Source organism: Micromonospora sp. LOL_015 (assembly GCF_048060275.1).
Classification (GTDB): domain Bacteria; phylum Actinomycetota; class Actinomycetes; order Mycobacteriales; family Micromonosporaceae; genus Micromonospora_E.
This window is the reverse complement of sequence record NZ_JBHMIO010000027.1, coordinates 22,492-48,837: the sequence shown is the minus strand read 5'-3', so window position 1 is coordinate 48,837 and position 26,346 is coordinate 22,492. Positions and strand designations below refer to the sequence as shown.

The window sequence follows — 26,346 nt, the reverse complement described above, 5'->3', positions numbered from 1 at the left end:
AGGAGCTTGTGAAGAAGTGCACAAGTTGTCGCCCCATGCAATCTGACGAGCTGTTTCTCGCTCTCACGCGCAGTTGTACGCAAGATCTTCCGGCACTCGACCAACCCCAACCTCAGTTACTAATCGTGTTCGCGTCTCGAGTGGCGAACACGTGGCGCGGCCGGAAACTCGGGCGGTGCCGACACCTCGGCGGGCGGGAACCCGCTACGCTCGACCACGTGCCCGTCCACGCCGCCGGCGAGCCGACCGCGCCCGCCTCCAGTCCGGGGTTGATTCGCCGGCTCCGGGACCGGTTCGGTCTGCTGGTCCGCGAGATCGGCAAGTTCGGAGTGGTCGGCGGGATCGCCTTCATCGTCGACATCACCCTGTTCAACATCGCTTCAGGCGTGCTCGGGATGGGCCCGCTCAGCGCGAAGACGCTGTCGACGGTGATCGCTGCCTCGGTGGCCTTCGTGGGCAACCGCTTCTGGACCTGGCGGCACTCGGTCAGGTCCGGGCTGGCCCGCGAGTACGGCCTCTACTTCTTCTTCAACGCCGTGGGACTGGGCATCGGCCTGGCCTGCCTGGGGATCAGTCACTACGGGCTGGGCAGCATCTGGCCGGGGGTGTTCCGGACACTGCTCGCCGACAACATCGCGGCCAACATCGTCGGCGTGGCGGTCGGCACCCTGTTCCGGTTCTGGGCCTACCGCAGGTTCGTGTTCACCGTCGCGGCACCCGCCGTGGTGGCGGCCGCCGCCAGCGACCGTGACTAGCCCCACCCGGTGCCGCCTACCCGCCAGTCAACCCGAACGGCCCGTCGACCTGCCGTATGGTGATCTGATGCGAATATTTCGCCTTCTGCCCGAGCGCTGGCAGAGGTTCATCCGCGAGGCGCTGAAGTTCGGCACCGTCGGTGGCATCAACACCGCGGTCAACTTCGCGGTGTTCAACGCTCTGGCACTGACCGTGCTCGCCGACGGTCAGCTGAAGGCGACTGTCGTCGCCGCGCTGGTGGCAACCACCAGCTCGTACTTCATGAACCGCCACTGGACCTACCGGGACCGGCCGAAGTCGGCCATCCGGCGGGAGTACGTGCTCTTCTTCCTGTTCAACCTCACCGGCCTGGCGATCGAGGTCGGGGTGCTGGGGCTGGCCAAGTACGGCTTCGGCATCAGCGGGCTGCTGGCCCTGAACATCGTCAAGATCATCGGACTGGTGCTCGGCACCATCTTCCGCTTCTGGGCGTACCGCACGTTCGTCTTCCGCCCGGCACCCGCCGCCCACCCGACCACCGAGACCGGCCCGACCACCGAGACCGGCCCGACCACCGAGACCGTGGCCGAAACCGAACCGGCGGCGGGCGACCGGGTCCCGCAGCAGATTCAACGGAACGGACAACCGCCGGCCGGCCAGTCGATGCAGGCCCCGGACAGCCCGGCACCCCTGGCCGACCCGCTCGACGCCGAACTCGCCGCCGAGATCGACGCGAAGATCACCGCCGAACTGGACGCGAAGATCGCCGCGGCGACCCGCCCGGCCAGGCGTTGACCGACGACCGTGCGCTCCGGCACCGGTGCTGACGCCGACCTGTTCTTCGAGGACCTCGCCCCGGGCGGTTCCTTCGACCTCGGCATCACCACCGTGGACGGCGTCGAAATGGTCAGCTTCGCCGAACGCTTCGACCCGCAGTGGTACCATGTCGAGCCGGACCTCGCCCAGGCCAGCCCGTACGGCACCGTGATCGCCAGCGGATTCTTCACCGTCAGCCTGTTCATGCGGGCGTACGTGGACGCGGTGCTGTCCCGGGCCGCCGCCGACACCTCCCCCGGCCTGGAGGAGCTGCGCTGGCTGGCTCCGGTGTACGCCGGTGACCGGCTCGCCGGGAGGCTGGACGTGCTCACCAGGAAGCTGTCCGACGCCCGGCCCGGCCTGGGCACGGTCACCCTGCTGGGGTCGTTGACCCGGCTCGACACCTACGACCGGCCGGAGCGCGAGGTGCTGCGAACCCGGTTCCGTGGCTGGTTCGCGCTACGCGGCGCCGGGCCGACGACCTGACCCGGCTGGCCAGCGGGCCAGGCCGGCTCGGTAGTGCTGGCCAGCCGTCGCCCGGTCAGCGGCCGGGCGAGGCGTTGTCCGGTCGCGTCGGGGCTGCCTGGTCCGGCCCGGTGCGTGCCTCGTCGAGAATTTCCCGCAGCTCGCCGTCGCCCAGGCTGTGCAGATCGTGGTGCGCCTCGACCAGCTCGTAGAGCTGCGTCTGCACCTGACTGACCCCCGGCAGGTCGGGCAGCACGGTCTGCCCGCGTTCACCGGCCGACTCGATGGTCAACGTCCCGCAGCCGAGCAGCCGCTCGCTGAACCGCTGCGTCATGGAGTGGTCGTTGACCCGGTTCAACGGGATGTCCCGGCGCTCCCGGGAGAACACCCCGTGCTGCAGCACCACCCGCTCGTTGGTGAACACGTAGTGCGTACTGCGCCAGACCGCGAACGGCCGGACGGCGAACCAGAGCACCGCGACCAGCGCAAGCGCGAGAATCACGTACCACACGACGGTGGCTGCGGTGCTCTCCGGCAGCAGCAGGAACCCGGCCACCACGGCGGCGACCGCCAGCACCGTCACCGCCACCGGCCGGACCAGCGCCTTCCAGTGCGGGTGCAGGTGCAACACGACATGCTCGTCCGCGGTGAGCATGTCTTCGGGAAATGCCACGGCAACCTCCTAGCCCGGGCCGGGCAGGGGACCCGGCCGGCGGTCCGTACACCGGCCGCCGGGGTGACCGTAGCGGTTGACCGCCACCCGTACGGTCAACCGGGCGTACCGTTTCCCGGCGCGTCGCCGGACCGCACATGCGTCACGTCCCCGGCTGCGACCGGCAGATCGCCGCCGGCCGTACGGACCACCAGGCGACCGCCCTCGTCGACCGTGTCGACCAGCCCGGTGTGCGCCGCTCCGGACGGCAACGAGACCCGCACCTGCCGGCCCACCGTCACGCAGTGCCGCAGGTACGCCGCCCGCAGACCGGACTCGACCGGATCGCCGCCGGCGGCCCGCCACCGCCCGTACCAGCCGGCCACCCCGCGCAGCACCGCCCGCAGCAACGGGTCCCGGTCCGTCGCCGCCGCTCCGGCCAGCTGCAACGAAGTGGCCCGCAGACCGCTGCCGGGCGGCGGTAGCTCGTCAGCGCGCAACGTCACGTTGAGCCCGATGCCCAGCACCACGGCCGGGCCGGCCGCCCCGTCCGGGGCCGCCTCGGCAAGGATCCCGGCGCACTTCGCCTCGTCGATCAACAGATCGTTGGGCCACTTCAGCGTGGCTGGCAACTCGGCCAGCCGGGTGATCGCCTCCGCCAGCGCGACGCCGGCCAGCAGCGGCAACCAGCCGTACCGGGACCCCGGCACCGCCGGCCACGACCGGGCCGGCCGAGCAGCCGCCGGCTGCAGCAGCACGCTGACGGCGAGGCCGGCCCGCGGCGGCGAGGTCCAGCCGCGGCCGAGCCGCCCGCGCCCGGCGTACTGCTGCTCCGCCGTGATCACCAGCCCCTCGGCGGCACCGGCTCGCGCGGCGGCGAGCACGTCCGCGTTGGTGGAGCCGGTCTGCGCCCGGACCTGCACGTCGGTCCACAGGCCGTCGGGGACGACCAGCGCGCGACGCAGCCCACGCTCGTCCAACGGCGGACGGTCCAGATCGGTGTACGGTGAGCCGGCCATCCGCCCACCCTACGGCGGCACCTGGCAGCGCACCGCGTCTGCCACAGAACCAGGCATGCTCCGGGAAGGAGCATCGCGCCGCTGATACAAGGAGTCCAGCCGCCGCCTGGGGTCGTGGCGGAGACCAACGGGATCTCCCTAATTTGTGACGGTCGATTCTTGCGTCACCGATCATTGATCGTTACCTTTTCAGCACGGGGCGTGGCTCTGAAACGTTTTAGGTCTCGATGGTCACCAGAGTCACTTGGCACCTGCTCGGCTGTCATGCCCCTTCGTCGACCGGATGGATCGGATGGAGAGGCGCAATGAGGAAACTGCTCGCCATGCTGGCGGTCGCCGCCACAGCCGGGGCCGCTCTGCTGGTTCCGGCAACTGCGTAGGCCGATGCCGGATCGGCGCTGGCCCTGTGCACCTCTGGCCGGTTCTGCAACTGGACCGGCACAAACTTCTCCGGCACGCTGTTCCAGGGCATCCCGCTGCCGGGCACGTCCGTCTGGTGCATCAACATGCCGGTCGGAACGCGCTCGATGAGCAACGGCACCAGCCTGACCCTGAGCGCCAACCAGAACCGCTGCGAGAACTCCGGCGGGTCGGCATCGGTGGTCGGCCCGGGGCAGGACAGGGCATCCTTCTCCTTCGTGGTCAACTCGGTGTCGTACTGCAGCGTCTGCCGCCAGCCGCGGGGAAGCATGCCGGGCGAGTAGACCATCCAGACCGAGGATCATGGTCGCCTGCCGGCGTGGATCGCCGGCAGGCGATCCACAGCAGACAAGCGGCAGAAGATGGTCGTCCCGTGCTCGACAGGTCCCCGTCGCGGGTACGACAGCGGGCCACTGCTTGCGATCCGATGGACGCAGCTTGAAGGCACCCGTACCCTATGGGGCATGGAGAGCCGCCCGCTTGACCTACTGCTGTCGATGGCAGGAGTGGCTGGGTGAGCACCTCGGCGATCGCCGGAACCAGCTCGGCTCCACGCCGCGGGCGCCTCCGTCGGTGGCTTTCGCTTCCTGACCGTCGTCCCGTCACGGTAGCGGCAGCGGTCGTGGTCACGGCGGTGCTCGGGGCGTTCGGCGCGGCGACCGGATCCATGCTCGGGGCAGCCACCCTGACCGATCTTCCCAGCGACACCGCGATGGTCGACCTGACCAGACGTGCCAGCGGCGTCGAGGCTCCTTCTGTCGTGCTGCGGCAGACCTCGGCACGAACAGCGGACCGGGTATTCACTGCGGGGACTTTGGACGGCAGGTGGGACGCGTCGCAGGCCCGGCAGCGCTACGCCGCCGCCGGCTGGTCGGTCTCAGAGATCGAGGTCGTACACGACCAGGCAGGCGTGGCGGACCCCGCTGCCTGGACCAGCGACTACATCCCCTCCCGTTACGACCGGTTCACCGCCGAGCATCACGGACTGGTCGTCGCGATCGCCGGCATGTCCGTCGGCGGCAAGACCACGGTCGGGGTGGACGCCTGGGCCGCAGGCTCACCAGTGCTGCGCATCCTGCTGGTCGCAGGCGTGGCGCTCGGGCTGTCCGCCGGATGGCTGCTCGCGGCGGTGGTAGCGCGGCGGATCCACTCGACACACCCCGCGCACCGGATCACCGTGGCTGCGCTGTCCGCCACCACCGTCCTCGTCCTCGCGGCACCCGTCGTCGCCCTGTATGTCAGCCTCGCGCACGCGATACGTCCGCACGCTCATATCGGCGGCCCGCTCCCCAGTGTGCACCACGCGCTGTCGCCCGTCCCGTACTGGACAGCGGCACCGCCGTGGCTTCTTCCCGCCTCCAGCGCCGTCGGCGGGCTGCTCGTCATCGTCACCGTCGTGTTCGCCGCCCGGCCGCAGCCGGCCCGACTCGCCGCAGTCGGCATCCCGACTGGCGGCGTTCGCATCGACGACGACTTCGAGGTGGCGGCGAACATGGTCAAGGACTCGATCGCCGAAGCCCGAACCGATCGCCGCGCCGCCCAGCGGTTGTTGTTCCTGTCCGCCTATCCAGACTGGACACCTGATACGCTCGACCGGATGCGCGGTCGTCTCATCGACTCGGGCGTGCCCGCCGCCTTCCTCACCACCCCCCAGCCATCCGGGCCGCCGCAACCCTGACCCAGGCCCTCTCGCTGAAACGCGGGTCCGGAATCGTGGCTGCTCCGCCGCCTCCCTCCGCAGCGGAGCAGTCTTTCAGGTTGGGCCGGTGTCGCTCCGTCGCGCTACCAGTGGTCGCGCCACTGCGGCACCGGTGCCACGCCGCGGAACGGATGCCCGGTGACGGTCGTACCGACCACCGGCACCGCTACCGGCGGGTCCGACGCGAGGACGGCCGGATCCGACACGGGAACGGCCGGGTCCGAAGGAGGGACGGCCCGGTCCGACGCTCGTACGGGTTGTGCGTACGCGTCCGTAGGCCGGTCGAACCAGTCAAAATCCTCGTCAGCAGCAGCAGCCGGCGGCGCGGCAACCGGCGGCACAGCAGCAACCGGCGGCACAACGACGGGCGGCACGGCGGCCACCGACGGCTCTGGCAGCATGACGGCGGGTCGACCGCCCCGACGTTGACGCGGCACGGTCACGCCGACCGTGTGACGTCCACTGGGCGTCGCCCGGCGACGGAACAGCCCGGTGCGGGTGGCCCGACGTCGCCCCCGCCCGCGCCGGCGCCGATGCGGCGCGGCGTCCAGACTTCCGGCCCTGCGGCTGCCGACGGTGGCCGCCCGCGCCGGCCAGAGCGTCCGCCGCATCACCAGCAGCACCGTCAGACCGGACGCGATCAGCGCGACTCCCAACACTGTCACGTGGTGGTAACGAATCGGGCAACAGGCAGGAAACGTCGTCCCGGGGTCGATCGACCCAGGCTGGGGCCGGCCCGACGGCGGCGTGCTGAGGGAAACCGCACACCGTCGGCCCCTGACCGGCGGTCGCGACGTCGATAGCATCCGCGGTGTGGGCGTGACGAGTGAGCAGTCCGGGACCGAGACCGACCTCCACAGCACCGCCGGCAAGCTGGCGGACCTGGAACGCCGGGTCGACGAGGCGGTGCATGCCGGCTCGGCCCGCGCGGTCGAGAAACAGCATGCCCGGGGTAAGAAGACCGCCCGGGAACGGATCGCGATGCTGCTCGACGAGGGTTCCTTCGTCGAGCTGGACGAGCTGGCCCGGCACCGGTCGACCAACTTCGGGTTGGAGCGCACCCGCCCGTACGGCGACGGGGTGGTGACCGGCTACGGCACCGTCGACGGCCGGCAGGTGTGCGTCTTCGCGCAGGACTTCACCGTCTTCGGCGGCTCGCTCGGCGAGGTCTTCGGCGAAAAGATCGTCAAGGTGATGGACCTGGCGATGAAGATCGGCTGCCCGGTGATCGGGATCAACGACTCCGGCGGCGCGCGCATTCAGGAGGGCGTGGTCAGCCTCGGGCTGTACGGGGACATCTTCTTCCGCAACGTCCGCGCCTCCGGCGTCATCCCGCAGATCTCTCTGGTGATGGGGCCGTGCGCGGGCGGCGCGGTGTACTCCCCGGCGGTCACTGACTTCACCGTGATGGTCGACCAGACGTCGCACATGTTCATCACGGGCCCGGACGTGATCAAGACGGTCACCGGCGAGGACGTCGGCATGGAGGAGCTCGGTGGCGCCCGCACCCACAACGCCACCAGCGGAAACGCCCACTACCTGGCGACCGACGAAGAGGACGCCGTCGACTACGTCAAGGCGCTGCTGGCGTACCTGCCGAGCAACAACCTGGACGAACCGCCGAAGCTGCCGGCCGACGTGGCACCGGCCGTCACCGAGACCGACCGTGAGCTGGACACCATCGTCCCCGACTCGGCCAACCACCCGTACGACATGCACCGGGTGGTCGAACACGTCCTGGACGACGGCGAGTTCCTGGAGGTCCAGCCGCTGTACGCGCAGAACATCGTGGTCGGCTTCGGCCGCATCGAGGGCCAACCGGTCGGGGTGGTCGCCAACCAGCCGATGCACTTCGCCGGCTGCCTGGACATCAAGGCCTCGGAGAAGGCCGCCCGGTTCGTCCGCACCTGCGACGCGTTCAACATCCCGGTGCTCACCTTCGTCGACGTGCCCGGTTTCCTGCCCGGCACGGACCAGGAGTGGGACGGCATCATCCGGCGCGGCGCGAAGCTGATCTACGCGTACGCCGAGGCGACCGTCCCCAAGGTCACCGTCATCACCCGCAAGGCGTACGGCGGCGCGTACGACGTGATGGGGTCGAAGCATCTCGGCGCGGACCTGAACTTCGCCTGGCCGACCGCGCAGATCGCGGTGATGGGCGCGCAGGGCGCGGTGAACATCCTCTACCGCGCCGAGTTGGCCGCTGCCGACGACCCGGCGGCGGTGCGGGCGCAGCGGATCGCCGAGTACGAGGAGCGGCTGGCGAACCCGTACGTGGCCGCCGAGCGCGGGTACGTCGACTCGGTCATCGCGCCGTCGCAGACCCGGGTGCAGGTGGCGCGCGGGCTGCGGATGCTGCGTGGCAAGCGGGAGACCCTGCCGCCGAAGAAGCACGGCAACATTCCGCTCTGACCGGTAGCCGTCCCAGCGGTACCGGTCACCCGCCCGGTGGCGTCGGCAGGTCCAGGTCGGCCAGCCACGGGCTGGCGAGCAGCAGTGCTCCGATGAACAGCGCCGCGAGGTTGATCAGGCCGAAGAATCCCACCCAGACCAGGCCGGGCACCCGGGTCAGCCAGGCGAGCTGGTCGGCGTCCGATTCCGGCGAGCGGCCCTGGGCACGCAGCCGCTGCAGCTCACCGACCGGCCGCACCCCGCCGATCAGCAGGAACCACACCCCGGTGTACGCGAACGCGGCTTGCACGTCCGGGCCGGCGAACCACGAGACGGCGAAGACCACACCGCCGGTGACCAGGATGGACACGATCCCGAAGAGGTTGCGGATCATCACCAACATGGCGAGCAGCAGCGCCACGGCGATCCAGAGCAGCAGGGTGATCCGGTTGCCGCCGAGCAGCAGGGCACCGGCCAGCCCGACCAACGACGGCGCGACGTAGCCCGCCAGCAGGGTGAGGATCATGCCCAGCCCGGTCGGCCGGCCAGCGGACAGGGTCAGCCCGGAGGTGTCCGAGTGCAGCCGGATCCCCTTGAGCTTGCGGCCGGTGAGCAGGGCGATCAACGCGTGCCCGCCTTCGTGGGCGATGGTGATCGCGTTGCGGCCGATCCGCCAGGGCAGCCGGGTGAGCACCGCGGCCAGCGCGACGGCGGCGGTGATGAGCACGAGCAGTGGCGGCGGGTCGGTCTGGGCCGCGAAGAGGCGGTCCCAGATTTCTGTCAGCCCGGTGATCGACACAGCCAGCGAGCCTACTCACCGCTCGTTGCGCCCACCAGACCACCGTCCGCCGGCAGGCAGGACCCTAGCTTCGGCGCTGGCTCGCTCACTGACGGTCACGCGGTACGCGGCCACAGCGGCGATCGTCACGGCTGTGCCGCCGGACAGCACCAGCAGTACGGGTATCAGACCGACGCTGGCGACCAGCAGGGCCACGTCGGCCAGGGCCACCAGCATCCACAGTGCAACGCTCGGCTTGGCGATCCGTCGACGGTTGACCATGTCGCACCCCTCCTTCCGTCGCGCTCCGGTTGTACCCGGAAGATCGGAAGTTCATGCGGGTGAGTCGTGGCTCAGCTTCCGGCGGGCTGGAACCTGCTCGCCATCAGCTCGAAGTAGACCAGGTCCTGCTGCCAGCGTTCGGCCGTGGTCGACCAGTAGATGGAGTACGCCTTGTCCGGTGCGGTGACGAACCCCCGGTTGCGCACCTGCAGTCGGTTGCCCTGGTTGCTGGTGTAGCGGAACTCCCAGTCGGCGGCGTCGAGGAAATAGTCGACGGCCTCGATCCGTACCCGCTCGTAGTTGTTGTAGGTGCCCCGCCGCGCCTGCTCCTGGTTCTGCCAGTCGGCAACCGGATCCGGCTTCGGGTTGTCGGTCTGGTCGATGATGATCAGCCGGCCGAGCTGACCGTTCTCCCGAAACTCCACCCGGGTTCGTTCGCGGCTGACCGACCAGCCTTCCGGCACCGGCACCGAGAACCCGGTCTGGTCCTCGTGCAACCGCCAGCCGTCGGGCAACGGCGACTGTGGGTCCGACGGCTGGGGCGACTCATCGCTCTGCGGCGGCACCGCCGGCACCTCGGGCGACGTGTCGGCCGCCGGCGAGCTCGGCTCGACACTCGGTTCGGCACTCGGCGCGCCGGAGGTAGGGGCCGGGGCCGACGGCGTGGCCGAGGCGGCTGGACCGGCGGCAAGCCGTCCGTCGGGCTCGTCCTCGTCGCCGGCGGCCAGCAGCACGACGGTCACCAGCAACGCCAGTACGACGACACCGGCCGCACCGCTGATCAGCCAGGTACGCGGCAGCTCGGTCACGGACCGGACAGCCCGCGCGGCGCGGTCGAACAGCAGGGCCGGCGCGGACCAGTTTCGCGGGTCCGACGCGCTGGCGGCCGGCACCGGCTCGGGTTGTTCCTGGACCGGTGGCCGCTCGGCGGGCTCGGCGACCGTCGGCTGCTTCGTCACCGCCGGCTGCTCTGCTGCCTTGGCCGGCTCGGCGGCCGGCGACCGCCCGGCCGTCTTACCGTCCGGCGCAGTCTCCTTGCGGCCCGGCACCACCTGGGTGCGTTCTGCCTGGGGCAGCACGGTGGCTTCCGACGGCGGCTCACCGGATTTGGTCGGCAACACACTCGTCTCGGCTGCGCCCGCAGCTGCGGGCGTCGCGCCGGCGGGTTGGCCGGTCGGCGGCACCGCCCTGGTCGGGTCCGCCGAGTTGGTCGGGCGGGTGACCGGCGAGCCGTACTTGGCCGGGCCGGGTACCACCGGCAACGCGGTCGGCAACGGGGCAACCGGCGGCGACACCGGCGGCGACGGGACCGGGGTGCGTGGCGCCCCGCCGCGCGGACCGGGCACGATCCCCGACCGGGACTCGCCGGGGCGGACCTCCCGGCTGCCGTACGGGCTGGGTCGGCGTACCCCGTCGAGCAGTGAGCGACCGCGACGCGGACCGCGACCTGCGGCGCGGGTCAGCAGCCGCTCCGCCTCGTCGGCCTTCATCCGGGTGTACGGGTCCTTGCGCAGCAGCCCGGCCAGCACCGGCTTGAGTGGACCGGCCCGGCGGGCGGGCGGCGGCGGCTCGGTGGCCAGCGCGGACAGCGTCGCGATGGCGGTCTGCCGGGCGTACGGCGACTGCCCCTCGACGGCCGCGTACAGCGTCGCACCGAGCGACCACAGGTCGCCTTCCGGCCCGGCGCTGCCGGTACGGGCCCGCTCCGGGGCGATGTACGCCGGTGAGCCCAGCACCAGCCCGGTACGGGTGACGTTGGGGTCGCCCGGCACGGTGGCCAGGCCGAAGTCGGTGAGCACCACCCGGCCGTCGTGGCCGAGCAGTACGTTGCCGGGCTTGACATCCCGGTGCATCACCCCGGACAGGTGGGCGGACCGGAGCGCGCCGAGCACGCCGAGACCGATCTCCGCAGCCCGGGTCGCCGGGACCGGGCCGTTCTGGGCGAGCACGTCCTGCAGCGACCGGGACGGCACGTACTCCATCACGATCCACGGGTCGCCGTCGGTGCGCAGCACGTCGAAGACGCGTACCACGTTGATGTGGTTGAGTCGGGCAATCGCCCGCGCCTCGCGCAGCGAGCGCTCCCGCATCTCGCGGCGTTCCTGGTCGGTGAGGCCCGGTGGCGGCACCAGCTCCTTGATCGCCACATCCCGGTGCAGCACCTCGTCGCGGGCCTTCCAGACCCGGCCCATGCCGCCCTGACCGAGCGGCTCGACCAGCCGGTAACGGTCTGCAACTAGTTGCGGGGGCACAGCGGACATCCAAATGACCGTACCCGGAAGGTTTGGGTGCCACACGATCGGCACGCGGCCGGTGTGAGCCGCGCGTCATATGGTACCGGGATGGCAACCTGACGCCGACGGTAGCGCGCCAGTAATGATCACCACTCGCCGGCCGAGCGTACGTGCCGGCCTGGCCGGCACGTACGCTCGGCCGATGAGTGAGGCGGAGCCGGCCTGGCGGGTCGTCCGGGGCACCCCGACCCCCGAGGAGTTGGCGGCGCTGGTGGGCGTGATCGTCTCCCGTACCCGTCCGGTTTCCGACAGTGGCGCCGATCGGCCGGCGCCGTCGCAGTGGGCCCGCAGCGCCCGACCCAAGCCGGGTTTCCCCGGCCGGCTCGGTCCGGACGCCTGGCGGGCCAGCGCCCTGCCCCACTGATCATCGGTACCGGGTGCTGCGGCCGGTAGCCTGACCACCCGTGGCTACCTCCCTGCGTCCGCGTCTGGTGCTCGCCTCGGCGAGCCCGGCCCGGCACAAACTGCTGCAGGCCGCCGGAATCACCCCGCAGGTGCTGGTGAGCGGCGTCGACGAGGAGTCGGTGACGCTGGACCGGGCCGACGAGTTGTGTCTGGAGCTGGCCCGGCGCAAAATGGCCGCCGTCGCCGATCGGCTCCGGCCGGACCTCGCCGACGACGGCACCGACCTGCTGGTCCTCGGCTGCGACTCGGTGCTCGACTTCGACGGGGAGATCCTCGGCAAGCCGGCCGACGCCGCCGACGCGACCGCGCGGTGGCGGCGGATGCGCGGGCGGTCCGGGGTGTTGTACACCGGCCACGCGCTGACCAGCCTGGCCACCGGCGGGTGGGCCGGCGCCGCCGCCGCGACCGTGGTGCACTTCGCCGAGGTCACCGACGACGAGGTCGCCGCTTACGTGGCTACCGGCGAGCCGCTGCAGGTGGCCGGATCGTTCACCATCGACGGGTTGGGCGGGCCGTTCCTGGAGCGGATCGAAGGGGACCACGGCACGGTGGTGGGGGTGTCACTGCCGGTGCTGCGCCGGCTGGTCACCGAGGTCGGCTATCGGATCACGGATCTGTGGGGCGAGCCCGACACCGGCCGGTAGTCGGACTACCGTCTGCCCATGACCACCAAGACCTTGCCGATGACCGACGCCCTGCAGGCGTACGTCATCGCCCACGGCACCCCGCCGGACGAGATCGTCAGTGACCTCATCGCCGAGACCGCCAGCGCGCTGCCGGAGAACGCGCAGATGCAGGTCGCGCCGGAGCAGGCGGCGCTGATGACCCTGCTGACCCGGCTGGTGAACGCTCGCCGGGCGGTGGAGGTCGGCACCTTCACCGGGCTGTCCGCGCTGGCCATCGCCCGTGGTCTACCGGCGGACGGGCAGTTGATCTGCCTGGACGTATCGGAGGAGTTCACCGCTGTGGCCCGGCGCTACTGGCAGCGGGCCGGGGTCGACGGCCGGATCGACCTGCGGATCGGTCCGGCGGCCGACTCGCTGCGGGCGTTGCCGGGCGAGCCCCACCTCGACCTGGCATTCATCGACGCCGACAAGATCAGCTACCCGGTCTACTGGGGTGAGCTGGTGCCCCGGATGCGGCCCGGCGGGCTGATCGTGATCGACAACGTGCTGCGGCACGGTCGGGTGCTGGCCCCGCAGAGCGAAGAGGACGAGGCGATGGTCGCCTTCAACAAGCAGGTCACCGCCGACGACCGGGTGGACGTGGTGATGCTGGCGATCGCCGACGGGCTGACCCTGGCCCGGCGCAGGTGACAGCGGGCCGGCCGGTCCGACGATAGCCTGGAGCGGCTGCCCTCTGTGCCGTTGCCGTGTGCAGAGGGCAGCCCCGTGCCCGGCTACCGAAGATCGGGGACTACCGGACGCTGCGGGCGAAGGCGCGGGCCGCCCAGGTGACCGCGAGGCTGGCCAACGCCGAGGTGATCAGCAGACCCTGCCAGACCGCGTCGTCGCCGAGATTGCCGGCGAACAGCGCCCGGGTGCCGTCGACCGCCCAGGAGAACGGGTTCCACTGCGCCACCCGCTGCAGCCACAGCGGCGCGAAGGCCAGCGGCAGCAGGATGCCGGAGAGCAGCAGCACCGGCTGGGCCACCGTGTTCATCAGCGGGGCGAGCGCGTCCTCGCTGCGGACCAGCAACGCCACGCCGTACGACACCGCCGAGGTCATCAGCGCGATCAGGGCGAGCAGCAGGTACGCCAGCAGCAGGTTACCCAGCTGCACGGTGAGCCCGAACGGGATCGCCAGCACCGTGATGATCACCGCCTGCATCAGCAGCGAGATCACGTCCCGCAGGCTGCGGCCGAGCAGCAGGGCGAGCCGGCTGACCGGGGTGACCCGGGACCGCTCGATCACCCCGGCGCGCAGCTCGGCGATCAGGCCGAAGCCCTGGAACAGACCGCCGAAGATGGCCAGCAGCACCAGCAGGCCGGGTACGAAGATTCGGTAGATCTCCGCGTCGCTACTCGCCCCCATCGGGGCCAGCGCCGGCTTGAGCAGCGGGGCGAACAGCACCAGATACATGATCGGCTGAAACACCCCGACGAAGATCCAGACGGGGTTGCGGATCAGCAGCAACGCCTGCCGCTGGAAGATCAGCCAGGTGTCGCGGGCGAATTTCATCGTACGGTCTCCGTCATCGAGGCGGCCGGCTCAGGACTCGCGCAGCGAGCGGCCGGTCTTGGTGAGGAACACGTCGTCCAGGCTGGGCCGGTGCAGCTCGATCGAGCCCAGCTCCAGGCCGGCGCCGTCCAGGGTGCGCAGGATCTGCGGGATGGCGGTGGCGCCGTCGTCGACGAAGAGCCGTACGCCGCCGTCGTCGGGGGTCTCCAGCTTGCTGACGTACGGCTGGCTGTCGAGCAGTTGCGCGGCGGCGGCCGACTCGTCCGGGCGCATCCCGACGGTCACCACTTCGCCGGCGACCTCGCGCTTGAGCGCGGCCGGGGTGCCCTCGGTGACGATCTCGCCGTGGTCCATGATCGCTATCCGGTCGCAGAGCGCGTCCGCCTCGTCGAGGTAGTGGGTGGTGATGAAGACGGTCATGCCTTCGGCACGCAACCGGCGGATCTCGTCCCACATGTGTGCCCGGCTCTGCGGGTCCAGCCCGGTGGTCGGCTCGTCGAGGAAGACCACCTTCGGTTCGTGGATGATGCCCAGCGCGATCTCGACCCGCCGTCGCTGACCACCGGAGTAGGTCTTGCACTTGCGGTCGGCGTACTCGGTCAGCTGAAAGGCGGCGAGCGCCCGGGTGGCCCGACGTTGCGCCTCGGACTTGCCGATGCCGTACATCCGGGCGTGCATCACCAACTCCTCGCGGCCGGTGACCTCGTCCCAGGTACTGCCGCCCTGGGCGACGTAGCCGATCCGTCGGCGCACCTCGCCTGGGTCGCGCAGCAGGTCGGCGCCGGCGATGACGGCCTCCCCGCCGTCGGGCTCGATCAGCGTGGCGAGCATCCGCAGCGTGGTCGTCTTACCGGCACCGTTCGGTCCGAGGAAGCCAAAGATCTCCCCCTCCTCGACCAGCATGTCGACGCCACGGACCGCGTCAACGGTTTTGGCGCCGCGCCCCTGTCGGGAGCGGAACGACTTCCGCAGCCCCTTGGTCTCGATCATGAAGCTTTCTCCTGCTCGGCTCGCCGGGCCGGCCGGCCGCCGGCCGCTCTCCCCCGTGGGCATGCCGGGCCGCCCAGCTCCCCACGCTGCGTCTGGCACGCTAGACCCCGGCGATCGGGATAGTCAACGTTGATTATTGCTGGGTGATCTGGCCGACTCCCGGTCGGCGGCGTCCAGGTCAGCCTGCCACCCCGCCCAGGTGCCGTCAGCTGGCTCCTCCGCCGGGTGATACGACGCCCCGGACTCAATCAGCCCGGCGATCCGGTCACACCACGCGATCTCCCCGTCGACCCGGGCGACGGTCAGCTCCAGCATCCAGCCGACATACGACGGTTTCTGCCGCAACCATCCTGCGGCCAAGTCGTCACGGGCCACCGCGTTGCCGGCCCGCAGCATCGCGGCTCGACCCCGCAACGCCGCGACCGCCTCCGCGCGGGACAGCGCCGGCAGAAAGGCGAATGCGCTGAGGAACGGATCGGCCGACGGCCGACAGTCGCGCCAGTGCTGCCGCAGCAACGAGTCGAACTCGTCGACCCCGGTGGGGGTGATCTCGTAACTGGTCCGGGCCGGCCGGGCACCCACCTGGGCGGTGCCTACCTGGCGGAGCAGCCCTTCCTCGGCGAGCTTGCGCAACGCGTGATATATCGACCCCGGTGCGATGTTGGCCCAGCTGTCCGCCCGCCAACTGAGCAGCTCACGTCGCACGTCGTAGCCGTGCACCGGTTGCATCCATTTGACCAGACCGAGAATCATCATTCGGGTGGCAGACACATCCGGGAGCCTAATCGCCAGTGTGTCATCCCACACTGAGCGCCGGTTCAGTTGATCAAGCCGGCCGTTAGACTCCGGCTTGATCCGTGAGCAAAGGAGAACAGGGCGTGCGCAAAGTTCTCGTCGCAAACCGGGGCGAAATCGCGGTCCGGGTGATCCGCGCCTGCCGGGACGCCGGGCTGGACAGCGTCGCCGTGTACGCCGGCCCGGACCGCTCGGCGGTGCACGCCGGGCTGGCCGACGAGGCGTACGCCCTCGGCGGGGAGACCGCCGCCGACACGTACCTGCGGATCGACAAGCTGCTCGACGTCGCCACCCGGTCCGGCGCCGACGCCGTCCACCCCGGCTACGGGTTCCTCTCCGAGAACGCCGACTTCGCCGCCGCGGTCATCGGCGCCGGCCTGACCTGGATCGGGCCGAGCCCGCAGGCGATCCGCGACCTCGGCGACAAGGTCACCGCCCGGCACATCGCCCAGCGCGCCGGCGCGCCGCTGGTGCCCGGCACCGCCGACCCGGTCGCCAGCCCGGACGAGGTGACCGCCTTTGCCGAGCAGTACGGCCTGCCGGTCGCGATCAAGGCCGCGTTCGGCGGCGGCGGGCGCGGGCTGAAGGTTGCCCGCGAGATGGCCGAGATCGCCGACCTGTTCGAGTCGGCGACCCGTGAGGCGGTCGCCGCGTTCGGTCGCGGCGAGTGCTTCGTCGAGCGCTACCTGGACCGGCCCCGGCACGTCGAGGCGCAGGTGCTCGCCGACCAGCACGGCAACGTGATCGTGGTCGGCACCCGGGACTGCTCGCTGCAGCGCCGCCACCAGAAACTCGTCGAGGAGGCACCGGCGCCGTTCCTCACCGACGCCCAGCGCGCCGAGATCCACACCAGCGCAAAGGCGATCTGCCGGGAGGCCGGCTACCACGGTGCCGGCACCGTCGAGTACCTGGTCGGCGTCGACGGCACCATCTCCTTCCTGGAGGTCAACACCCGGCTGCAGGTCGAACACCCGGTCACCGAGGAGACCGCCGGCATCGACCTGGTCCGCGAACAGTTCCGGATCGCCGCCGGCGAGCGGCTGCGGTTCACCGACGACCCGACGCCGCGCGGGCACTCCATCGAGTTCCGGATCAACGGCGAGGACCCGGGCCGCAACTTCCTGCCCGCGCCCGGTGTCATCACCGCGTTGCGGCTGCCCACCGGCCCCGGCGTACGGGTGGACGCCGGCGTCACCGCCGGCGACGTGGTCAGCGGCAACTTCGACTCGCTGCTGGCCAAGCTGATCGTCACCGGCGAGACCCGCGCCGAGGCGCTGGACCGCGCCCGGCGGGCACTGGACGAGATGGTTGCCGACGGGATGGCCACCGCCCTGCCGTTCCACCGCCTGGTGGTCCGCGACCCGGCCTTCACCAGCGAACCGTTCACCGTGCACACCCGGTGGATCGAAACTGAGTTCGACAACACCGTGCCGGCCTTCACCGCACCGGCGGCGGCCCCCGACGCCCCCGAACCCCGCGAGACCGTCGTGGTCGAGGTCGGCGGCAAGCGGCTGGAGGTCAGCCTGCCCGCCGGCTTCGGCAGCGGTACGCCGACCGCGCCGGTCTTGGCCCGAAAGTCGGCCCGCCGCCGGGGCGGCGCCAGCACGGCGGCGGCCAGCGGTGACGCCCTGGTGTCGCCGATGCAGGGCACCATCATCAAGATCGCGATCACCGACGGCGATCAGGTCGCCGAGGGCGACCTGATCGTGGTGCTGGAGGCGATGAAGATGGAACAGCCGATCAACGCGCCCAAGGCCGGTACGGTCAGCGGCCTGTCCGCCGAGGTCGGTGCCGTGGTCAGCGCCGGTGCCACGATCTGCTCGATCAGCTGACAGACGCATGTCGGCCCGCCGGGCGGGCATGATGGCCGGGTGCGGTTCACTTCCGACGTGCCCGGCGCGCACGAGCTCACCTACAACGACGTCTTCCTGGTGCCCAACCGCTCCGACGTGGCGTCCCGCCTCGACGTCGACCTGGCCACCACCGACGGCACCGGCACCACCGTCCCGATCGTCGCCGCCAACATGACCGCGGTGGCCGGCCGGCGGATGGCCGAGACCGTCGCCCGGCGGGGCGGCCTGGCGGTGATCCCGCAGGACATCCCGATCGAGGTGATCGCCGAGGTGGTCGCCTGGGTCAAGCGACGGCACCTGGTGCACGACACGGCGCTGACCCTGGCTCCCACCGACACCGTCGGCGACGCCATCCACCTGCTGCCCAAGCGGTCCCACGGCGCGGTGATCGTCGTCGAGGCCGGGCGTCCGGTCGGCATCGTCACCGAGTCCGACTGCGCCGGCGTCGACCGCTTCGCCCAGCTGCGCGACGTGATGTCACGCGAGCCGCTGACCGTGCCGGAGACCACCGACCCGCGTACCGGATTCGACCTGATGGCGCAGGGTCGGCGGCGGGCCGCGCCGGTGGTCGACGACGCCGGCCGGCTGATCGGGGTGCTGACCCGGGCCGGCGCGCTGCGCGCCACCCTGTACCGGCCGGCGGTCGACGCCGGCGGCCGGCTGCGGGTGGCCGCCGCCGTCGGCATCAACGGCGACGTCACCGGCAAGGCCACCGCGCTGCTCGCCGCCGGAGTGGACACCATCGTGGTGGACACCGCGCACGGCCATCAGGAACGGATGCTGGCCGCGGTCCGCGCGGTGCGCAAACTGGACCCGACAGTGCCGGTGGTGGCCGGCAACGTGGTCACCGCCACCGGGGTCGACGACCTGATCGACGCCGGTGCCGACATCGTCAAGGTCGGTGTCGGGCCGGGCGCGATGTGCACCACCCGGATGATGACCGGGGTCGGCCGTCCGCAATTTTCCGCCGTGCTGGAATGCGCGTCGGCGGCCCGCCGACGCGGGCGGCACGTCTGGGCCGACGGCGGGGTGCGCCACCCCCGCGACGTGGCGCTCGCCCTAGCCGCCGGAGCGGCCAACGTGATGATCGGGTCCTGGTTCGCCGGCACCTACGAGTCGCCCGGCGACATCTACACCGACCCGGACGGCCGACGCTACAAGGAAAGCTTCGGCATGGCGTCCGCCCGGGCGGTCAGCGCCCGCACCGCCGACGACAGCCCGTTCGAGCGGGCCCGCAAGGCGGTCTTCGAAGAAGGGATCTCGTCGGCGCGGATGTTCCTCGACCCGGCCCGACCCGGCGTCGAGGACCTGATCGACGAGATCGTCGCCGGGGTACGCAGTGCCTGCACCTACGTCGGGGCCGCGACCCTGGCCGAGTTCCACGACCGGGCGGTCGTCGGGGTGCAGAGCACCGCCGGCTACACCGAAGGCTTGCCGGTGGCCGGCAGCTGGTGAGCGAAGCCCGGTCGGTGCGCGAAGTCCAGTCGGTCGGTGCGCAAGGTCGCGGTTCAGCGCAGCCGGGTGATCGCCACCTCGACGCCCTGGCCGGTGTTCGCCGGGCCGGCGTACACCCCTTTGAGTGGTGGCACGTCGCCGTACTCCCGGCCCCGGCCGACCGCCACGTGCCGTTCGCCGAACGGGATCCCGTTGGTCGGGTCGAACGCCGTCCACCGGCCGGCCCACCACTCCACCCAGGCGTGGCTCTGCCCGACGACCCGCTCGCCGGTCGCCGCGTCCGGGCTGGGGTGCAGTTGACGTCCTCCTCTTCCTGGAGGAAGTGGATTCCGGTCTGCTACACCCCCGAAGGGGTGAACTCCCGGTGGGTTACCGCTTCTCGGCGCGGTGCCGGCACGGGTGCCGGTCTTACCTGCGCTCCACGGTCGTTGAAGTCCGCCCGTCCGGCGGCCTTGATGTTGCGTGCGGCGTTGACGTCCCGGTCGTGAACGGCCCCGCAGGGACAGAACCACGACCTGACGTCGAGCGCCATCCTGTCGTTGACCCGGCCACACACCGAGCACATCCGGGTCGACGGAAACCACCGCTCCACCCGGCCGAACCTGCGCCCGTACCGCGCGGCCTCGTACTCCAACATGGTCGTGAACCGCGCCCAGCCGGCGTCGTGCACCGACCTGGCCAGCCTTGTACGACCCAACCCGGCAACAGCGAGGTCCTCGACGTACACCGCTTGGTTGTCACGGATCAACGTCGTGGACAGCTTGTGCTGCCAGTCCCGGCGGGTATCGGCCACCCGGGAGTGCGCCCGAGCAACCCTGACGACGGCCTTCCTGCGCCGGTTCGACCCCTTCTGCTTGCGAGACAGTGCCTGCTGCAGGCGCTTCAACTCGCGGGCGGCCCGCCGCAGAAAATCGTTGACGGACTCGATGTCGGCATCATCGCCAAGATCCAGGGGCAGTTGCTCGTCAAGCTGGTGCTGGACGCTGAGCTGACCGATGAGCATCTCGACAGTCTGCTCCTGGAGGGCCGAGCAGCTCGTTCATCAGTCTGACGGCTGACCCGGCTCGCCCGTCGCAAGCGCGGTCAGCCGAGCAGCCCGGTCAGGTCGCGCCAGAGCTTGTCGAACGACGGGGAGTGCTCACGGGCCATCGCAAGGTCGAAGACGGCGGCCAGCGCCGCCTGGTCGCTCGCCGGCTTGTAGGCGCGGCCGTCGACCCGGTTGGCGCTCAGCCAGCCCTTGCAGTCCCGAGGCACCTCCGGGTCGGCCGGCCGGTGCAGCGGATCCGCCAGCCCACGCTGGCCGGCCAGCGACGGCGCTGCAGCAAGGAACCACGCCTCGAACTCCCGGTTGGCGATCACGGCGGCGGTGTTCACGTCCGACCTGCTCCGGCGTGCCCGCTCGACGAGCGCCGGGCCGAGCTTCTCGGGGCAGTCATCGTCGGCGTCGACCACCATCAGGATGCCGGCGGATGTTCCGACCTGCTCGACCAGGGTGGCGGCCGCGGTCTCCACTCCCCCGGCGCGTAGGAGCGTGCCCCGAGGCACCCGATGCGAGCGCGGCGAGTCGACGTACAGCTGGGGGTCGATCTGTTGCGCCAACCGGCGCAGCAGCACCGGCATCGCAGCGACCTCACCCTGACCCTCGACCACGGTGGCGATGCGGACCAGGGTCATGCGCCTCGCTCCTTCGTCAATGTTCCGGCGCTGGATAGCCCACCTGAGCGGGCAACATTTGCCCGCTGCGGTGCAATTCGCTAAGGGTCATCAGCTCTTTGTCCACGATGGTGCGGCCAGCGGCGTCGATCTCTCCGACGTACGTTACGCCGTCCACGTTGGCGACCGCACGAACGTGTTCCAGCTTCACGTATTCGTTGTCCAGCAACTCAGAACTCTGGCTGGTGACGATCACCTGGGTGCGCTGCGCGGCATCGTCCAACGCCTCGTACATCGCCCCCACCCCGGCCGGGTGCAACGCGGTCTCCGGCTCCTCGATGCCGATCAACGGGATCCGTCCGGCGAACGCCGCCGGCTGGAACAACGCCGTCAGCACCCCGGCTGCGAGCAGCGTCCCCTCGGACAGCGACTCCCGCAGGAACACCTCCTCGCCGTCACCGGCCGTCCCGGCCCGGAAGCGAACCTGCACCGTCGAGTAGCGCCCCTCGACCCGCTCGTCGACCCCGAGCGCGTTCGGCACCAGCGCCCCGAGGTAGCTGTCCAGCCGTTCCTTACCGACTGGGTCCTCCCGACCCAGCTCACCCAGCACCGATCCGAGGAAGTGGCCGGTCGTGCCGAGCTGCCCACCGGGCAGCAGCTGTTTGCCCAACGCCCGCAACGCGGTCGAGTCCAGTTCGTAGAAGGCCATCGCCCGCAGCCTGATCTCCAGGATCGCCCTCGCGGATCACCGACGCCGGCAGCCGCAACCACATGGTGCGGGCCGTACCCGGGTCCAGCGGCAACCGCAGCTCGCCGTCCGCAAGCCTGATCGTCGCTGCCTCACCCCGCACGAGCAGAGGCAACTCACCCAACGGGTCCTACGCGACCTCGAAGCCGTACGTCGCCGGGATCGGCGCCTGCCCGGCCTGCCGGGGCGGCAACGCCAGGTCGAGCCGTACCTCGAACGACTCCATGGTGCCGCCCGGTCCCCGGTGCAGCAGCGCGCCGAGCCCGCCCCGGTCGGCCACCGCCTGCGGCACCCGAGCCGGTCAACGGATCCGCCACAAACCGCAGTACGTCGAGGAAGTTCGACTTTCCAGACGCGTTGAATCCCAGCAGTACGGTCAGCGGCCCGAGCGCCACGTCGCAGCCGGCGATCGACCGGAAGCCCCGCACCCGCACCCGACGGACGAACGGCACTGTCGGGTCAGGCCCGTTCATCAGCGGCCCCCTTCGTCACTCCGCCGCCAGCCCAACCGTAGGAGCGTGTCGTTTGGCAACGGGAGAGCAATCACCCAGGCGATCGCCTTTTGATCCCGTGAACAGACCCTGGCCACGCCCCGTCTTTGAAGGTTTTGAACTGTCTGGGCATTGGCGAACAACGACACCCGTGCTCTCATTTCAGCAGACGGGGCCCGAGCGCTCTGTCCGGCCATTGTCGTTCTGCAGAATCAGCTCCGCGCTGTTTCGGCCGGCGCTACTCCACGAGAGCCATCCTGTGGAGTAGTAGTCCTCGGTCGCAGGCAGGGGCTCCTCAGCTCAGCGTCGGATCAAGCTGTTCGCCATGTCGATGACGGCTTCCTCAGCCGGCCGGGGCTGCCAGCCCAACATCCGACGAGCCTTCTCGCTCGATGCCTCGCGTACCACACCGAGCTCAGGCAACACGAAGGCGATCCGCGGGCTGAACCTGGCGGCGAGACGCACCGCCCAGTCCGGCAGTACCCGCGTCGAGACCCGGTCAGCCCGTTCACCGAGCCGGGTACGCAGCAACACCGCGGTGTCCCGCATCGACATGGTGCCGGCGCTGGCCAGGAACCGCTCCCCGGCCGCCGCCGGATCGGTCATCGCCCGTACGTGCAGGTCCGCGACGTCCCGTACGTCGACCACACCGATGTGGATCCGGGCCAGGACGGGCTGGCGGCCGGTCAGCATCCGGTCGATCTGATCTGACCACAGGGACCGGTCCGGCCCGAGGGCCGGACCGAAGATTCCGACCGGGTTCACCACCGCCAGCTCCATGCCTTGGCCGTCCTTACGCACGAAGTCCCAGGCGGCGCGTTCGGCGAGCAGCTTCGACTTCGCGTACGCGGAGACCTGCCCCTGTTCCGGATCGGTCCAGTCCTGTTCGGTGAACAGCCACTTGTCTGCCGGGTGGCCGTACTTCACCGTCACGATCGACGACGTCAGCACCGTACGTTTGACCCCGGCCGTACGTGCCGCGCCCAGCACCCGCAGCACCCCGTCGCGTGCCGGCCCGATGAGTTCGTTCTCGTCGCGGGGCTCGGCCAGCGGCACCGGAGAGGCGACGTGGAGTACGTAGTCGCATCCGGCCACCGCCTCGGCCCAGCCGTCGTCGGTAGTGAGGTCGGCCACGGCGTAGCTGAGCGCGTCACCCGGTTCCGTTCCCCCCACCTGCAGCATCGTGCGTAGGTCGGCGGCACGACCCGCCGAACGCACCGTGGTACGGACCCGGTACCCCTGCAGCAGCAGCCGTACGACACAGTGCGCCCCGACGAAGCCGGAGCCTCCTGTCACCAGCACCTGCTCGCCACTCATTGCCGACTCCCGACACCACTCGCGCTGTGAACGGGCATGGCGCCCCGCCCCGGACTGCGCCGAAGGTACCGGTGACACCTATGTCTGCGACCGGGCTGGGCCGATGTTCTCGGGCTTGCGACAGCACCGGTGGTCGCGGGATCGACGGATCACCTATCCTGCTGAGCTGCTGGTGCCCGCAGCCGGCGGCCCACCCCGCTCTCGCCGACAACCCCGGCGGCGCCGTGGCCCGGCAGTCCCGAGAGGACGCACGACTGGTAAAGATCGACCCGTGCACCGTTTGGCAACGTGAGAGCAATCACGTAGGCAGTCGCTTTTTTCGGTCCTGTGAACACTCCCTGGCCACCCCGTCTTCTTAACATAGTTCATTCAGGTTTCAAGAATACTGGGCATTGGCGGACGCCTACTCCCGTGTTCTGATTGCAGCAGACGGGGCTCGAGCGCTCTGTCCGGCAACAGCATCCGGTGATCCCGGCAGCTGACGAGCCGGGCGGTCCGTCCAATCACCGGTAGTCCATGCGTCACCGCGCCCAGGAGGCCAGTTACTCTTATGTCCAGATCGCATCGATACCGTCGCGTGGCAATCGCGACAGCCGCGACGTCCGCACTTCTGGTAGTTTTCGGTGCCACTCCAGCGATGGCACAGCCGACGACTTCTCTTGCTCCCCTGCTACCGGCCGAGAATGGCACGTCGAATGGCGGCTACATTGTCGTTCTCAAGGACCAGCCGCTAACCGGCGGCGCGGCGAACGACCCGGTGGTGGTCGCCGAGCGAGCCGGTGGCCGGGAGGTCCACCCGTACGCGACGGTGCTGCACGGCTTCTCCGCGAAGCTTGACGCCGACGCCCTTGAGGCGGTGCGCGCCAACCCGAACGTCGAGTACGTCCAGGCCGACGCGGTGATTCAGGCCGTCGAGCCAACTGTGACCGGTGGTGGCGCGACCACCCAGCCCAACCCCCCGTCATGGGGTCTGGACCGCGTTGACCAGCGGAATCTTCCGCTCGATCAGGAGTTCAGCTACGACACCGACGGCACCGGGACCACCGTGTTCGTCCTGGACAGCGGGATCCGCACCACGCACGACGATTTCGGCACCCGGGCGCAGTGGGCCTACGACGCCGTCAACGACGGCAACAGCCCGGGCGACTGCCACGGCCACGGCACGCACGTCTCCGGCACCATCGGCGGCACGACGTACGGCGTCGCCAAGGACGTGCAGATCCGCGACGTGCGGGTGCTGAACTGCAGCAACGGCGGCACCAACGCGGACCTGATCGAGGGCATGGACTGGGTGGCGACGAACGCACCGCCGCGCTCGGTGGCGAATCTCAGCCTGCAGAACTACGGCGTCGTGGTGAACACGGCCGCCCAGAACATGATCGACGCCGGGGTGCTGGCGGTGTTCGCGGCGGGCAACAACAACAGCGATGCCTGCAACAACAACCCGCGGTCGCCGGACGGCATCGTGGTGGGCGCGACCACCATCACCGACAGCCGGTGGTCCAGCTCCAACCATGGCTCCTGCATCGACGTCTTCGCTCCGGGCAACAGCATCACCTCGGCCGGCAACAGCAGCGACAGCGCCGTCGCCTCCGGCTGGTCGGGCACCTCGATGGCCGCTCCGCACGTGACCGGCTGGGTGGCCCGCTACCTGGAGTCCAACCCGAGCGCGACGATGGCCCAGGCCAAGGCGGCGCTGCTGAGCGCCGCGACCAGCAACGTGCTGACCGGCATCGGCACGGGGTCGCCGAACCTGCTGCTGTACGCGGACCCGGGCGGCACGTCGACCGACACTGTCGCGCCCACGACCCCGGGCACCCCGGTGGCGTCGGGCGTGACCTCGACCTCGGCCACGCTCACCTGGACCGCGTCGACCGACAACGTCGGGGTGGTCGGCTACGAGATCGAGCGGGCCACCGGCGGTGGCCCGTTCGCGCCGGCCGGCACCTCGACGACGAACTCGTTCGCGGCGACCGGGCTGACCCCGGGGACCAGCTACCAGTTCCGGGTACGGGCTGAGGACGCCGCCGGCAACCTGTCGCAGTTCTCGTCGGCGGTAGCCGTCAACACACCGGCAGGGGCGGGCACCTGCCAGGTCTCCTACGCGATCAACAGCAGTGGCTCCACGTTCACCAGCAACATCGCCATCACGAACACCGGCACCAGCACGATCAACGGCTGGACCCTGGCCTTCACCCTGCCCAGTGGGCACTCGTTCGGCAGCGGATGGTCCGCCACCTACGGTACGAGCGGCCAGGACGTCACAGCGACCTCGTTGACGTGGAACTCGACGCTGCTGCCGCAGGGCACGGCGAGCATCGGGTTCAACGGCAACGGTTCCGGGACCGCGGAGCCGACCGCGTTCACCCTGAATGGAACGCCCTGCACCGTCGTCTGACGACGGGCCGGACCATCACCTGACAACTGAACGGTCGGGTTGATCAGCTGGTTCAGCGGGTCGGGCACCGGAGACACCGGTGTCCGGCCCGCTGGTGCTGCGCAGGATCCAGATGATCGACACCGCGATGGTGACGACGATGACCCCGAGAGCGAGCGGGATGGGCAGTTTGCCGACCTGGGTCTCGGAGCGGATGAGCTTGACGCCGGCGAACGCGAGCAGCACGGCCAGGCCGTAGTGCAGGTGGACGAAGCGGCGCAGCAGGTCGGCCAGGCGGAAGTAGAGACTCCGAAGTCCGAGAATGGCGAAGTCGTTCGCCGTCCAGACGATGAACGTGCTGGTGCTGATGGCCAGGATCGCCGCGATCGAGTCGATGGCGAAGATCAGGTCGGTGGCCTCGACCACGATGATGCCGCCGGCACATACCACCGTCCGGAGCAACTTCCTGACCCTGATCGGCCTGACCAGCGGACCCCGCCGAATGGCTACCTGGATATCGGTTCGGCGGC

At 70.4% G+C, this 26,346-nt stretch carries 27 protein-coding genes and 2 pseudogenes; 11 read left to right on the top strand and 18 right to left on the bottom strand.

Annotated elements, in window-relative coordinates; all coding sequences use genetic code 11:
• Positions 1 to 218 precede the first annotated feature (218 nt).
• The 3 genes from ACFHWU_RS20445 (at position 219) to ACFHWU_RS20435 (ending at position 2,037) form a co-directional block, all read left to right on the top strand.
• Entirely contained in the window at positions 219 to 755 is a 537-nt protein-coding gene (locus tag ACFHWU_RS20445; RefSeq protein WP_416552173.1) for a GtrA family protein, read from the top strand.
• Positions 756 to 822: 67 nt separating this feature from the next.
• Positions 823 to 1,530: a GtrA family protein gene (locus ACFHWU_RS20440; RefSeq protein ID WP_416591311.1), complete on the top strand. Its 708-nt coding sequence runs from the start codon at positions 823 to 825 to the stop codon at positions 1,528 to 1,530.
• Between the two features lie 9 nt (positions 1,531 to 1,539).
• Positions 1,540 to 2,037: a MaoC/PaaZ C-terminal domain-containing protein gene (locus ACFHWU_RS20435; RefSeq protein WP_278167091.1), complete on the top strand. Its 498-nt coding sequence runs from the start codon at positions 1,540 to 1,542 to the stop codon at positions 2,035 to 2,037.
• A 55-nt stretch (positions 2,038 to 2,092) separates the two neighbouring features.
• Here the strand turns inward: ACFHWU_RS20435 and ACFHWU_RS20430 are convergent, their stop codons facing one another.
• The 3 genes from ACFHWU_RS20430 to ACFHWU_RS20420 all read right to left on the bottom strand — a co-directional run bounded on the left by ACFHWU_RS20430 (position 2,093) and on the right by ACFHWU_RS20420 (position 4,396).
• On the bottom strand, positions 2,093 to 2,689 hold the full coding sequence (locus ACFHWU_RS20430; RefSeq protein WP_282233953.1) for a PH domain-containing protein: 597 nt from the start codon (positions 2,687 to 2,689) through the stop codon (positions 2,093 to 2,095).
• 95 nt (positions 2,690 to 2,784) lie between these two features.
• A complete protein-coding gene (locus ACFHWU_RS20425) occupies positions 2,785 to 3,687 on the bottom strand; it encodes a biotin--[acetyl-CoA-carboxylase] ligase (RefSeq protein WP_416591310.1) in 903 nt (300 codons plus the stop codon).
• A gap of 262 nt (positions 3,688 to 3,949) precedes the next feature.
• Positions 3,950 to 4,396, bottom strand: coding sequence for a hypothetical protein (locus ACFHWU_RS20420; RefSeq protein WP_416591309.1), 447 nt, complete (start codon positions 4,394 to 4,396; stop codon positions 3,950 to 3,952).
• Between the two features lie 333 nt (positions 4,397 to 4,729).
• Between ACFHWU_RS20420 and ACFHWU_RS20415 the strand changes: the two genes are divergently transcribed.
• Complete coding sequence (locus ACFHWU_RS20415) at positions 4,730 to 5,785, top strand: hypothetical protein (protein ID WP_416591308.1); 1,056 nt, start codon at positions 4,730 to 4,732, stop codon at positions 5,783 to 5,785.
• 104 nt (positions 5,786 to 5,889) lie between these two features.
• Here ACFHWU_RS20415 and ACFHWU_RS20410 read toward each other — a convergent pair whose 3' ends face one another.
• On the bottom strand, positions 5,890 to 6,471 hold the full coding sequence (locus tag ACFHWU_RS20410; RefSeq protein WP_416591307.1) for a hypothetical protein: 582 nt from the start codon (positions 6,469 to 6,471) through the stop codon (positions 5,890 to 5,892).
• Positions 6,472 to 6,625: 154 nt separating this feature from the next.
• On the opposite strand from ACFHWU_RS20410, the gene ACFHWU_RS20405 reads away from it, so the two are divergent.
• Complete coding sequence (locus ACFHWU_RS20405) at positions 6,626 to 8,218, top strand: acyl-CoA carboxylase subunit beta (protein WP_416591325.1); 1,593 nt, start codon at positions 6,626 to 6,628, stop codon at positions 8,216 to 8,218.
• Between the two features lie 25 nt (positions 8,219 to 8,243).
• On the opposite strand, the gene ACFHWU_RS20400 is transcribed toward ACFHWU_RS20405, so the two are convergent.
• The 3 genes from ACFHWU_RS20400 to ACFHWU_RS20390 form a co-directional block, all read right to left on the bottom strand.
• Positions 8,244 to 8,996, bottom strand: a complete 753-nt coding sequence (locus ACFHWU_RS20400) for a M50 family metallopeptidase (RefSeq protein WP_416591306.1) — start codon at positions 8,994 to 8,996, stop codon at positions 8,244 to 8,246.
• A gap of 15 nt (positions 8,997 to 9,011) precedes the next feature.
• A complete protein-coding gene (locus ACFHWU_RS20395) occupies positions 9,012 to 9,257 on the bottom strand; it encodes a hypothetical protein (RefSeq protein WP_416552167.1) in 246 nt (81 codons plus the stop codon).
• Positions 9,258 to 9,328: 71 nt separating this feature from the next.
• Complete coding sequence (locus ACFHWU_RS20390; RefSeq protein ID WP_416591305.1) at positions 9,329 to 11,518, bottom strand: protein kinase domain-containing protein; 2,190 nt, start codon at positions 11,516 to 11,518, stop codon at positions 9,329 to 9,331.
• A 175-nt stretch (positions 11,519 to 11,693) separates the two neighbouring features.
• Here ACFHWU_RS20390 and ACFHWU_RS20385 point away from each other — a divergent pair, with 175 nt between their 5' ends.
• The 3 genes from ACFHWU_RS20385 to ACFHWU_RS20375 are packed head-to-tail and all read left to right on the top strand — an operon-like array spanning position 11,694 to position 13,272.
• Complete coding sequence (locus tag ACFHWU_RS20385; RefSeq protein ID WP_416552165.1) at positions 11,694 to 11,915, top strand: acyl-CoA carboxylase subunit epsilon; 222 nt, start codon at positions 11,694 to 11,696, stop codon at positions 11,913 to 11,915.
• Positions 11,916 to 11,955: 40 nt separating this feature from the next.
• Positions 11,956 to 12,600, top strand: a complete 645-nt coding sequence (locus ACFHWU_RS20380) for a Maf family protein (protein ID WP_416591304.1) — start codon at positions 11,956 to 11,958, stop codon at positions 12,598 to 12,600.
• A gap of 18 nt (positions 12,601 to 12,618) precedes the next feature.
• Positions 12,619 to 13,272 (top strand): O-methyltransferase, encoded by a 654-nt coding sequence (locus tag ACFHWU_RS20375; protein ID WP_416552163.1) that lies wholly within the window; start codon positions 12,619 to 12,621, stop codon positions 13,270 to 13,272.
• Between the two features lie 100 nt (positions 13,273 to 13,372).
• Here the strand turns inward: ACFHWU_RS20375 and ACFHWU_RS20370 are convergent, their stop codons facing one another.
• From ACFHWU_RS20370 to ACFHWU_RS20360, 3 genes are all read right to left on the bottom strand, one after another.
• Positions 13,373 to 14,137 (bottom strand): ABC transporter permease, encoded by a 765-nt coding sequence (locus ACFHWU_RS20370; RefSeq protein WP_416552162.1) that lies wholly within the window; start codon positions 14,135 to 14,137, stop codon positions 13,373 to 13,375.
• 30 nt (positions 14,138 to 14,167) lie between these two features.
• Positions 14,168 to 15,127, bottom strand: coding sequence for an ATP-binding cassette domain-containing protein (locus ACFHWU_RS20365; RefSeq protein ID WP_416591303.1), 960 nt, complete (start codon positions 15,125 to 15,127; stop codon positions 14,168 to 14,170).
• A gap of 123 nt (positions 15,128 to 15,250) precedes the next feature.
• Positions 15,251 to 15,898, bottom strand: coding sequence for a PadR family transcriptional regulator (locus ACFHWU_RS20360; protein ID WP_416552160.1), 648 nt, complete (start codon positions 15,896 to 15,898; stop codon positions 15,251 to 15,253).
• A gap of 107 nt (positions 15,899 to 16,005) precedes the next feature.
• Between ACFHWU_RS20360 and ACFHWU_RS20355 the strand changes: the two genes are divergently transcribed.
• Both ACFHWU_RS20355 and ACFHWU_RS20350 read left to right on the top strand, forming a co-directional pair.
• Positions 16,006 to 17,754, top strand: coding sequence for an acetyl/propionyl/methylcrotonyl-CoA carboxylase subunit alpha (locus ACFHWU_RS20355; protein ID WP_416591302.1), 1,749 nt, complete (start codon positions 16,006 to 16,008; stop codon positions 17,752 to 17,754).
• A gap of 39 nt (positions 17,755 to 17,793) precedes the next feature.
• Positions 17,794 to 19,230, top strand: a complete 1,437-nt coding sequence (locus ACFHWU_RS20350; RefSeq protein WP_416552158.1) for a GuaB1 family IMP dehydrogenase-related protein — start codon at positions 17,794 to 17,796, stop codon at positions 19,228 to 19,230.
• A gap of 53 nt (positions 19,231 to 19,283) precedes the next feature.
• Here ACFHWU_RS20350 and ACFHWU_RS20345 read toward each other — a convergent pair whose 3' ends face one another.
• The 7 genes and pseudogenes from ACFHWU_RS20345 to ACFHWU_RS20315 all read right to left on the bottom strand — a co-directional run bounded on the left by ACFHWU_RS20345 (position 19,284) and on the right by ACFHWU_RS20315 (position 23,439).
• Positions 19,284 to 19,466, bottom strand: a complete 183-nt coding sequence (locus ACFHWU_RS20345) for a hypothetical protein (protein ID WP_416552157.1) — start codon at positions 19,464 to 19,466, stop codon at positions 19,284 to 19,286.
• Positions 19,467 to 19,567: 101 nt separating this feature from the next.
• Positions 19,568 to 20,233 (bottom strand): RNA-guided endonuclease InsQ/TnpB family protein, encoded by a 666-nt coding sequence (locus tag ACFHWU_RS20340; RefSeq protein ID WP_416568515.1) that lies wholly within the window; start codon positions 20,231 to 20,233, stop codon positions 19,568 to 19,570.
• Between the two features lie 80 nt (positions 20,234 to 20,313).
• Positions 20,314 to 20,904 carry a DUF4276 family protein gene (locus ACFHWU_RS20335; protein WP_416591301.1) on the bottom strand — a complete coding sequence of 197 codons (591 nt, stop codon included), beginning with the start codon at positions 20,902 to 20,904 and terminating at the stop codon, positions 20,314 to 20,316.
• A gap of 16 nt (positions 20,905 to 20,920) precedes the next feature.
• The gene (locus ACFHWU_RS20330) at positions 20,921 to 21,592 is read right to left on the bottom strand and encodes an AAA family ATPase (RefSeq protein WP_416591300.1); all 672 of its coding nucleotides are present in this window, start codon (positions 21,590 to 21,592) and stop codon (positions 20,921 to 20,923) included.
• A gap of 169 nt (positions 21,593 to 21,761) precedes the next feature.
• A complete protein-coding gene (locus ACFHWU_RS20325) occupies positions 21,762 to 21,923 on the bottom strand; it encodes a hypothetical protein (protein ID WP_416552378.1) in 162 nt (53 codons plus the stop codon).
• Between the two features lie 34 nt (positions 21,924 to 21,957).
• Positions 21,958 to 22,104 (bottom strand): annotated as a pseudogene (locus ACFHWU_RS20320) (DUF2813 domain-containing protein); the annotation flags it as partial.
• Between the two features lie 318 nt (positions 22,105 to 22,422).
• A complete protein-coding gene (locus tag ACFHWU_RS20315) occupies positions 22,423 to 23,439 on the bottom strand; it encodes an SDR family oxidoreductase (protein ID WP_416591299.1) in 1,017 nt (338 codons plus the stop codon).
• A gap of 637 nt (positions 23,440 to 24,076) precedes the next feature.
• Here ACFHWU_RS20315 and ACFHWU_RS20310 point away from each other — a divergent pair.
• Positions 24,077 to 25,837 carry a S8 family serine peptidase gene (locus ACFHWU_RS20310; protein ID WP_416552152.1) on the top strand — a complete coding sequence of 587 codons (1,761 nt, stop codon included), beginning with the start codon at positions 24,077 to 24,079 and terminating at the stop codon, positions 25,835 to 25,837.
• Positions 25,838 to 25,852: 15 nt separating this feature from the next.
• On the opposite strand, the pseudogene ACFHWU_RS20305 reads toward ACFHWU_RS20310, so the two are convergent.
• Positions 25,853 to 26,248: pseudogene (locus ACFHWU_RS20305) on the bottom strand (TerC family protein); the annotation flags it as partial.
• Positions 26,249 to 26,346 lie beyond the last annotated feature (98 nt).

Coding starts and splice junctions, on each gene's coding strand:
- ACFHWU_RS20370 (WP_416552162.1), bottom strand. CDS start 14,137: ATGAAATTCGCCCGCGACACCTGGCTGATCTTCCAGCGGCAGGCGTTG.
- ACFHWU_RS20340 (WP_416568515.1), bottom strand. CDS start 20,233: ATGCTCATCGGTCAGCTCAGCGTCCAGCACCAGCTTGACGAGCAACTG.
- ACFHWU_RS20375 (WP_416552163.1), top strand. CDS start 12,619: ATGACCACCAAGACCTTGCCGATGACCGACGCCCTGCAGGCGTACGTC.
- ACFHWU_RS20335 (WP_416591301.1), bottom strand. CDS start 20,904: ATGACCCTGGTCCGCATCGCCACCGTGGTCGAGGGTCAGGGTGAGGTC.
- ACFHWU_RS20330 (WP_416591300.1), bottom strand. CDS start 21,592: ATGGCCTTCTACGAACTGGACTCGACCGCGTTGCGGGCGTTGGGCAAA.
- ACFHWU_RS20385 (WP_416552165.1), top strand. CDS start 11,694: ATGAGTGAGGCGGAGCCGGCCTGGCGGGTCGTCCGGGGCACCCCGACC.
- ACFHWU_RS20440 (WP_416591311.1), top strand. CDS start 823: ATGCGAATATTTCGCCTTCTGCCCGAGCGCTGGCAGAGGTTCATCCGC.
- ACFHWU_RS20390 (WP_416591305.1), bottom strand. CDS start 11,518: ATGTCCGCTGTGCCCCCGCAACTAGTTGCAGACCGTTACCGGCTGGTC.
- ACFHWU_RS20420 (WP_416591309.1), bottom strand. CDS start 4,396: ATGGTCTACTCGCCCGGCATGCTTCCCCGCGGCTGGCGGCAGACGCTG.
- ACFHWU_RS20315 (WP_416591299.1), bottom strand. CDS start 23,439: ATGAGTGGCGAGCAGGTGCTGGTGACAGGAGGCTCCGGCTTCGTCGGG.
- ACFHWU_RS20365 (WP_416591303.1), bottom strand. CDS start 15,127: ATGATCGAGACCAAGGGGCTGCGGAAGTCGTTCCGCTCCCGACAGGGG.
- ACFHWU_RS20425 (WP_416591310.1), bottom strand. CDS start 3,687: ATGGCCGGCTCACCGTACACCGATCTGGACCGTCCGCCGTTGGACGAG.
- ACFHWU_RS20310 (WP_416552152.1), top strand. CDS start 24,077: ATGGCACAGCCGACGACTTCTCTTGCTCCCCTGCTACCGGCCGAGAAT.
- ACFHWU_RS20395 (WP_416552167.1), bottom strand. CDS start 9,257: ATGGTCAACCGTCGACGGATCGCCAAGCCGAGCGTTGCACTGTGGATG.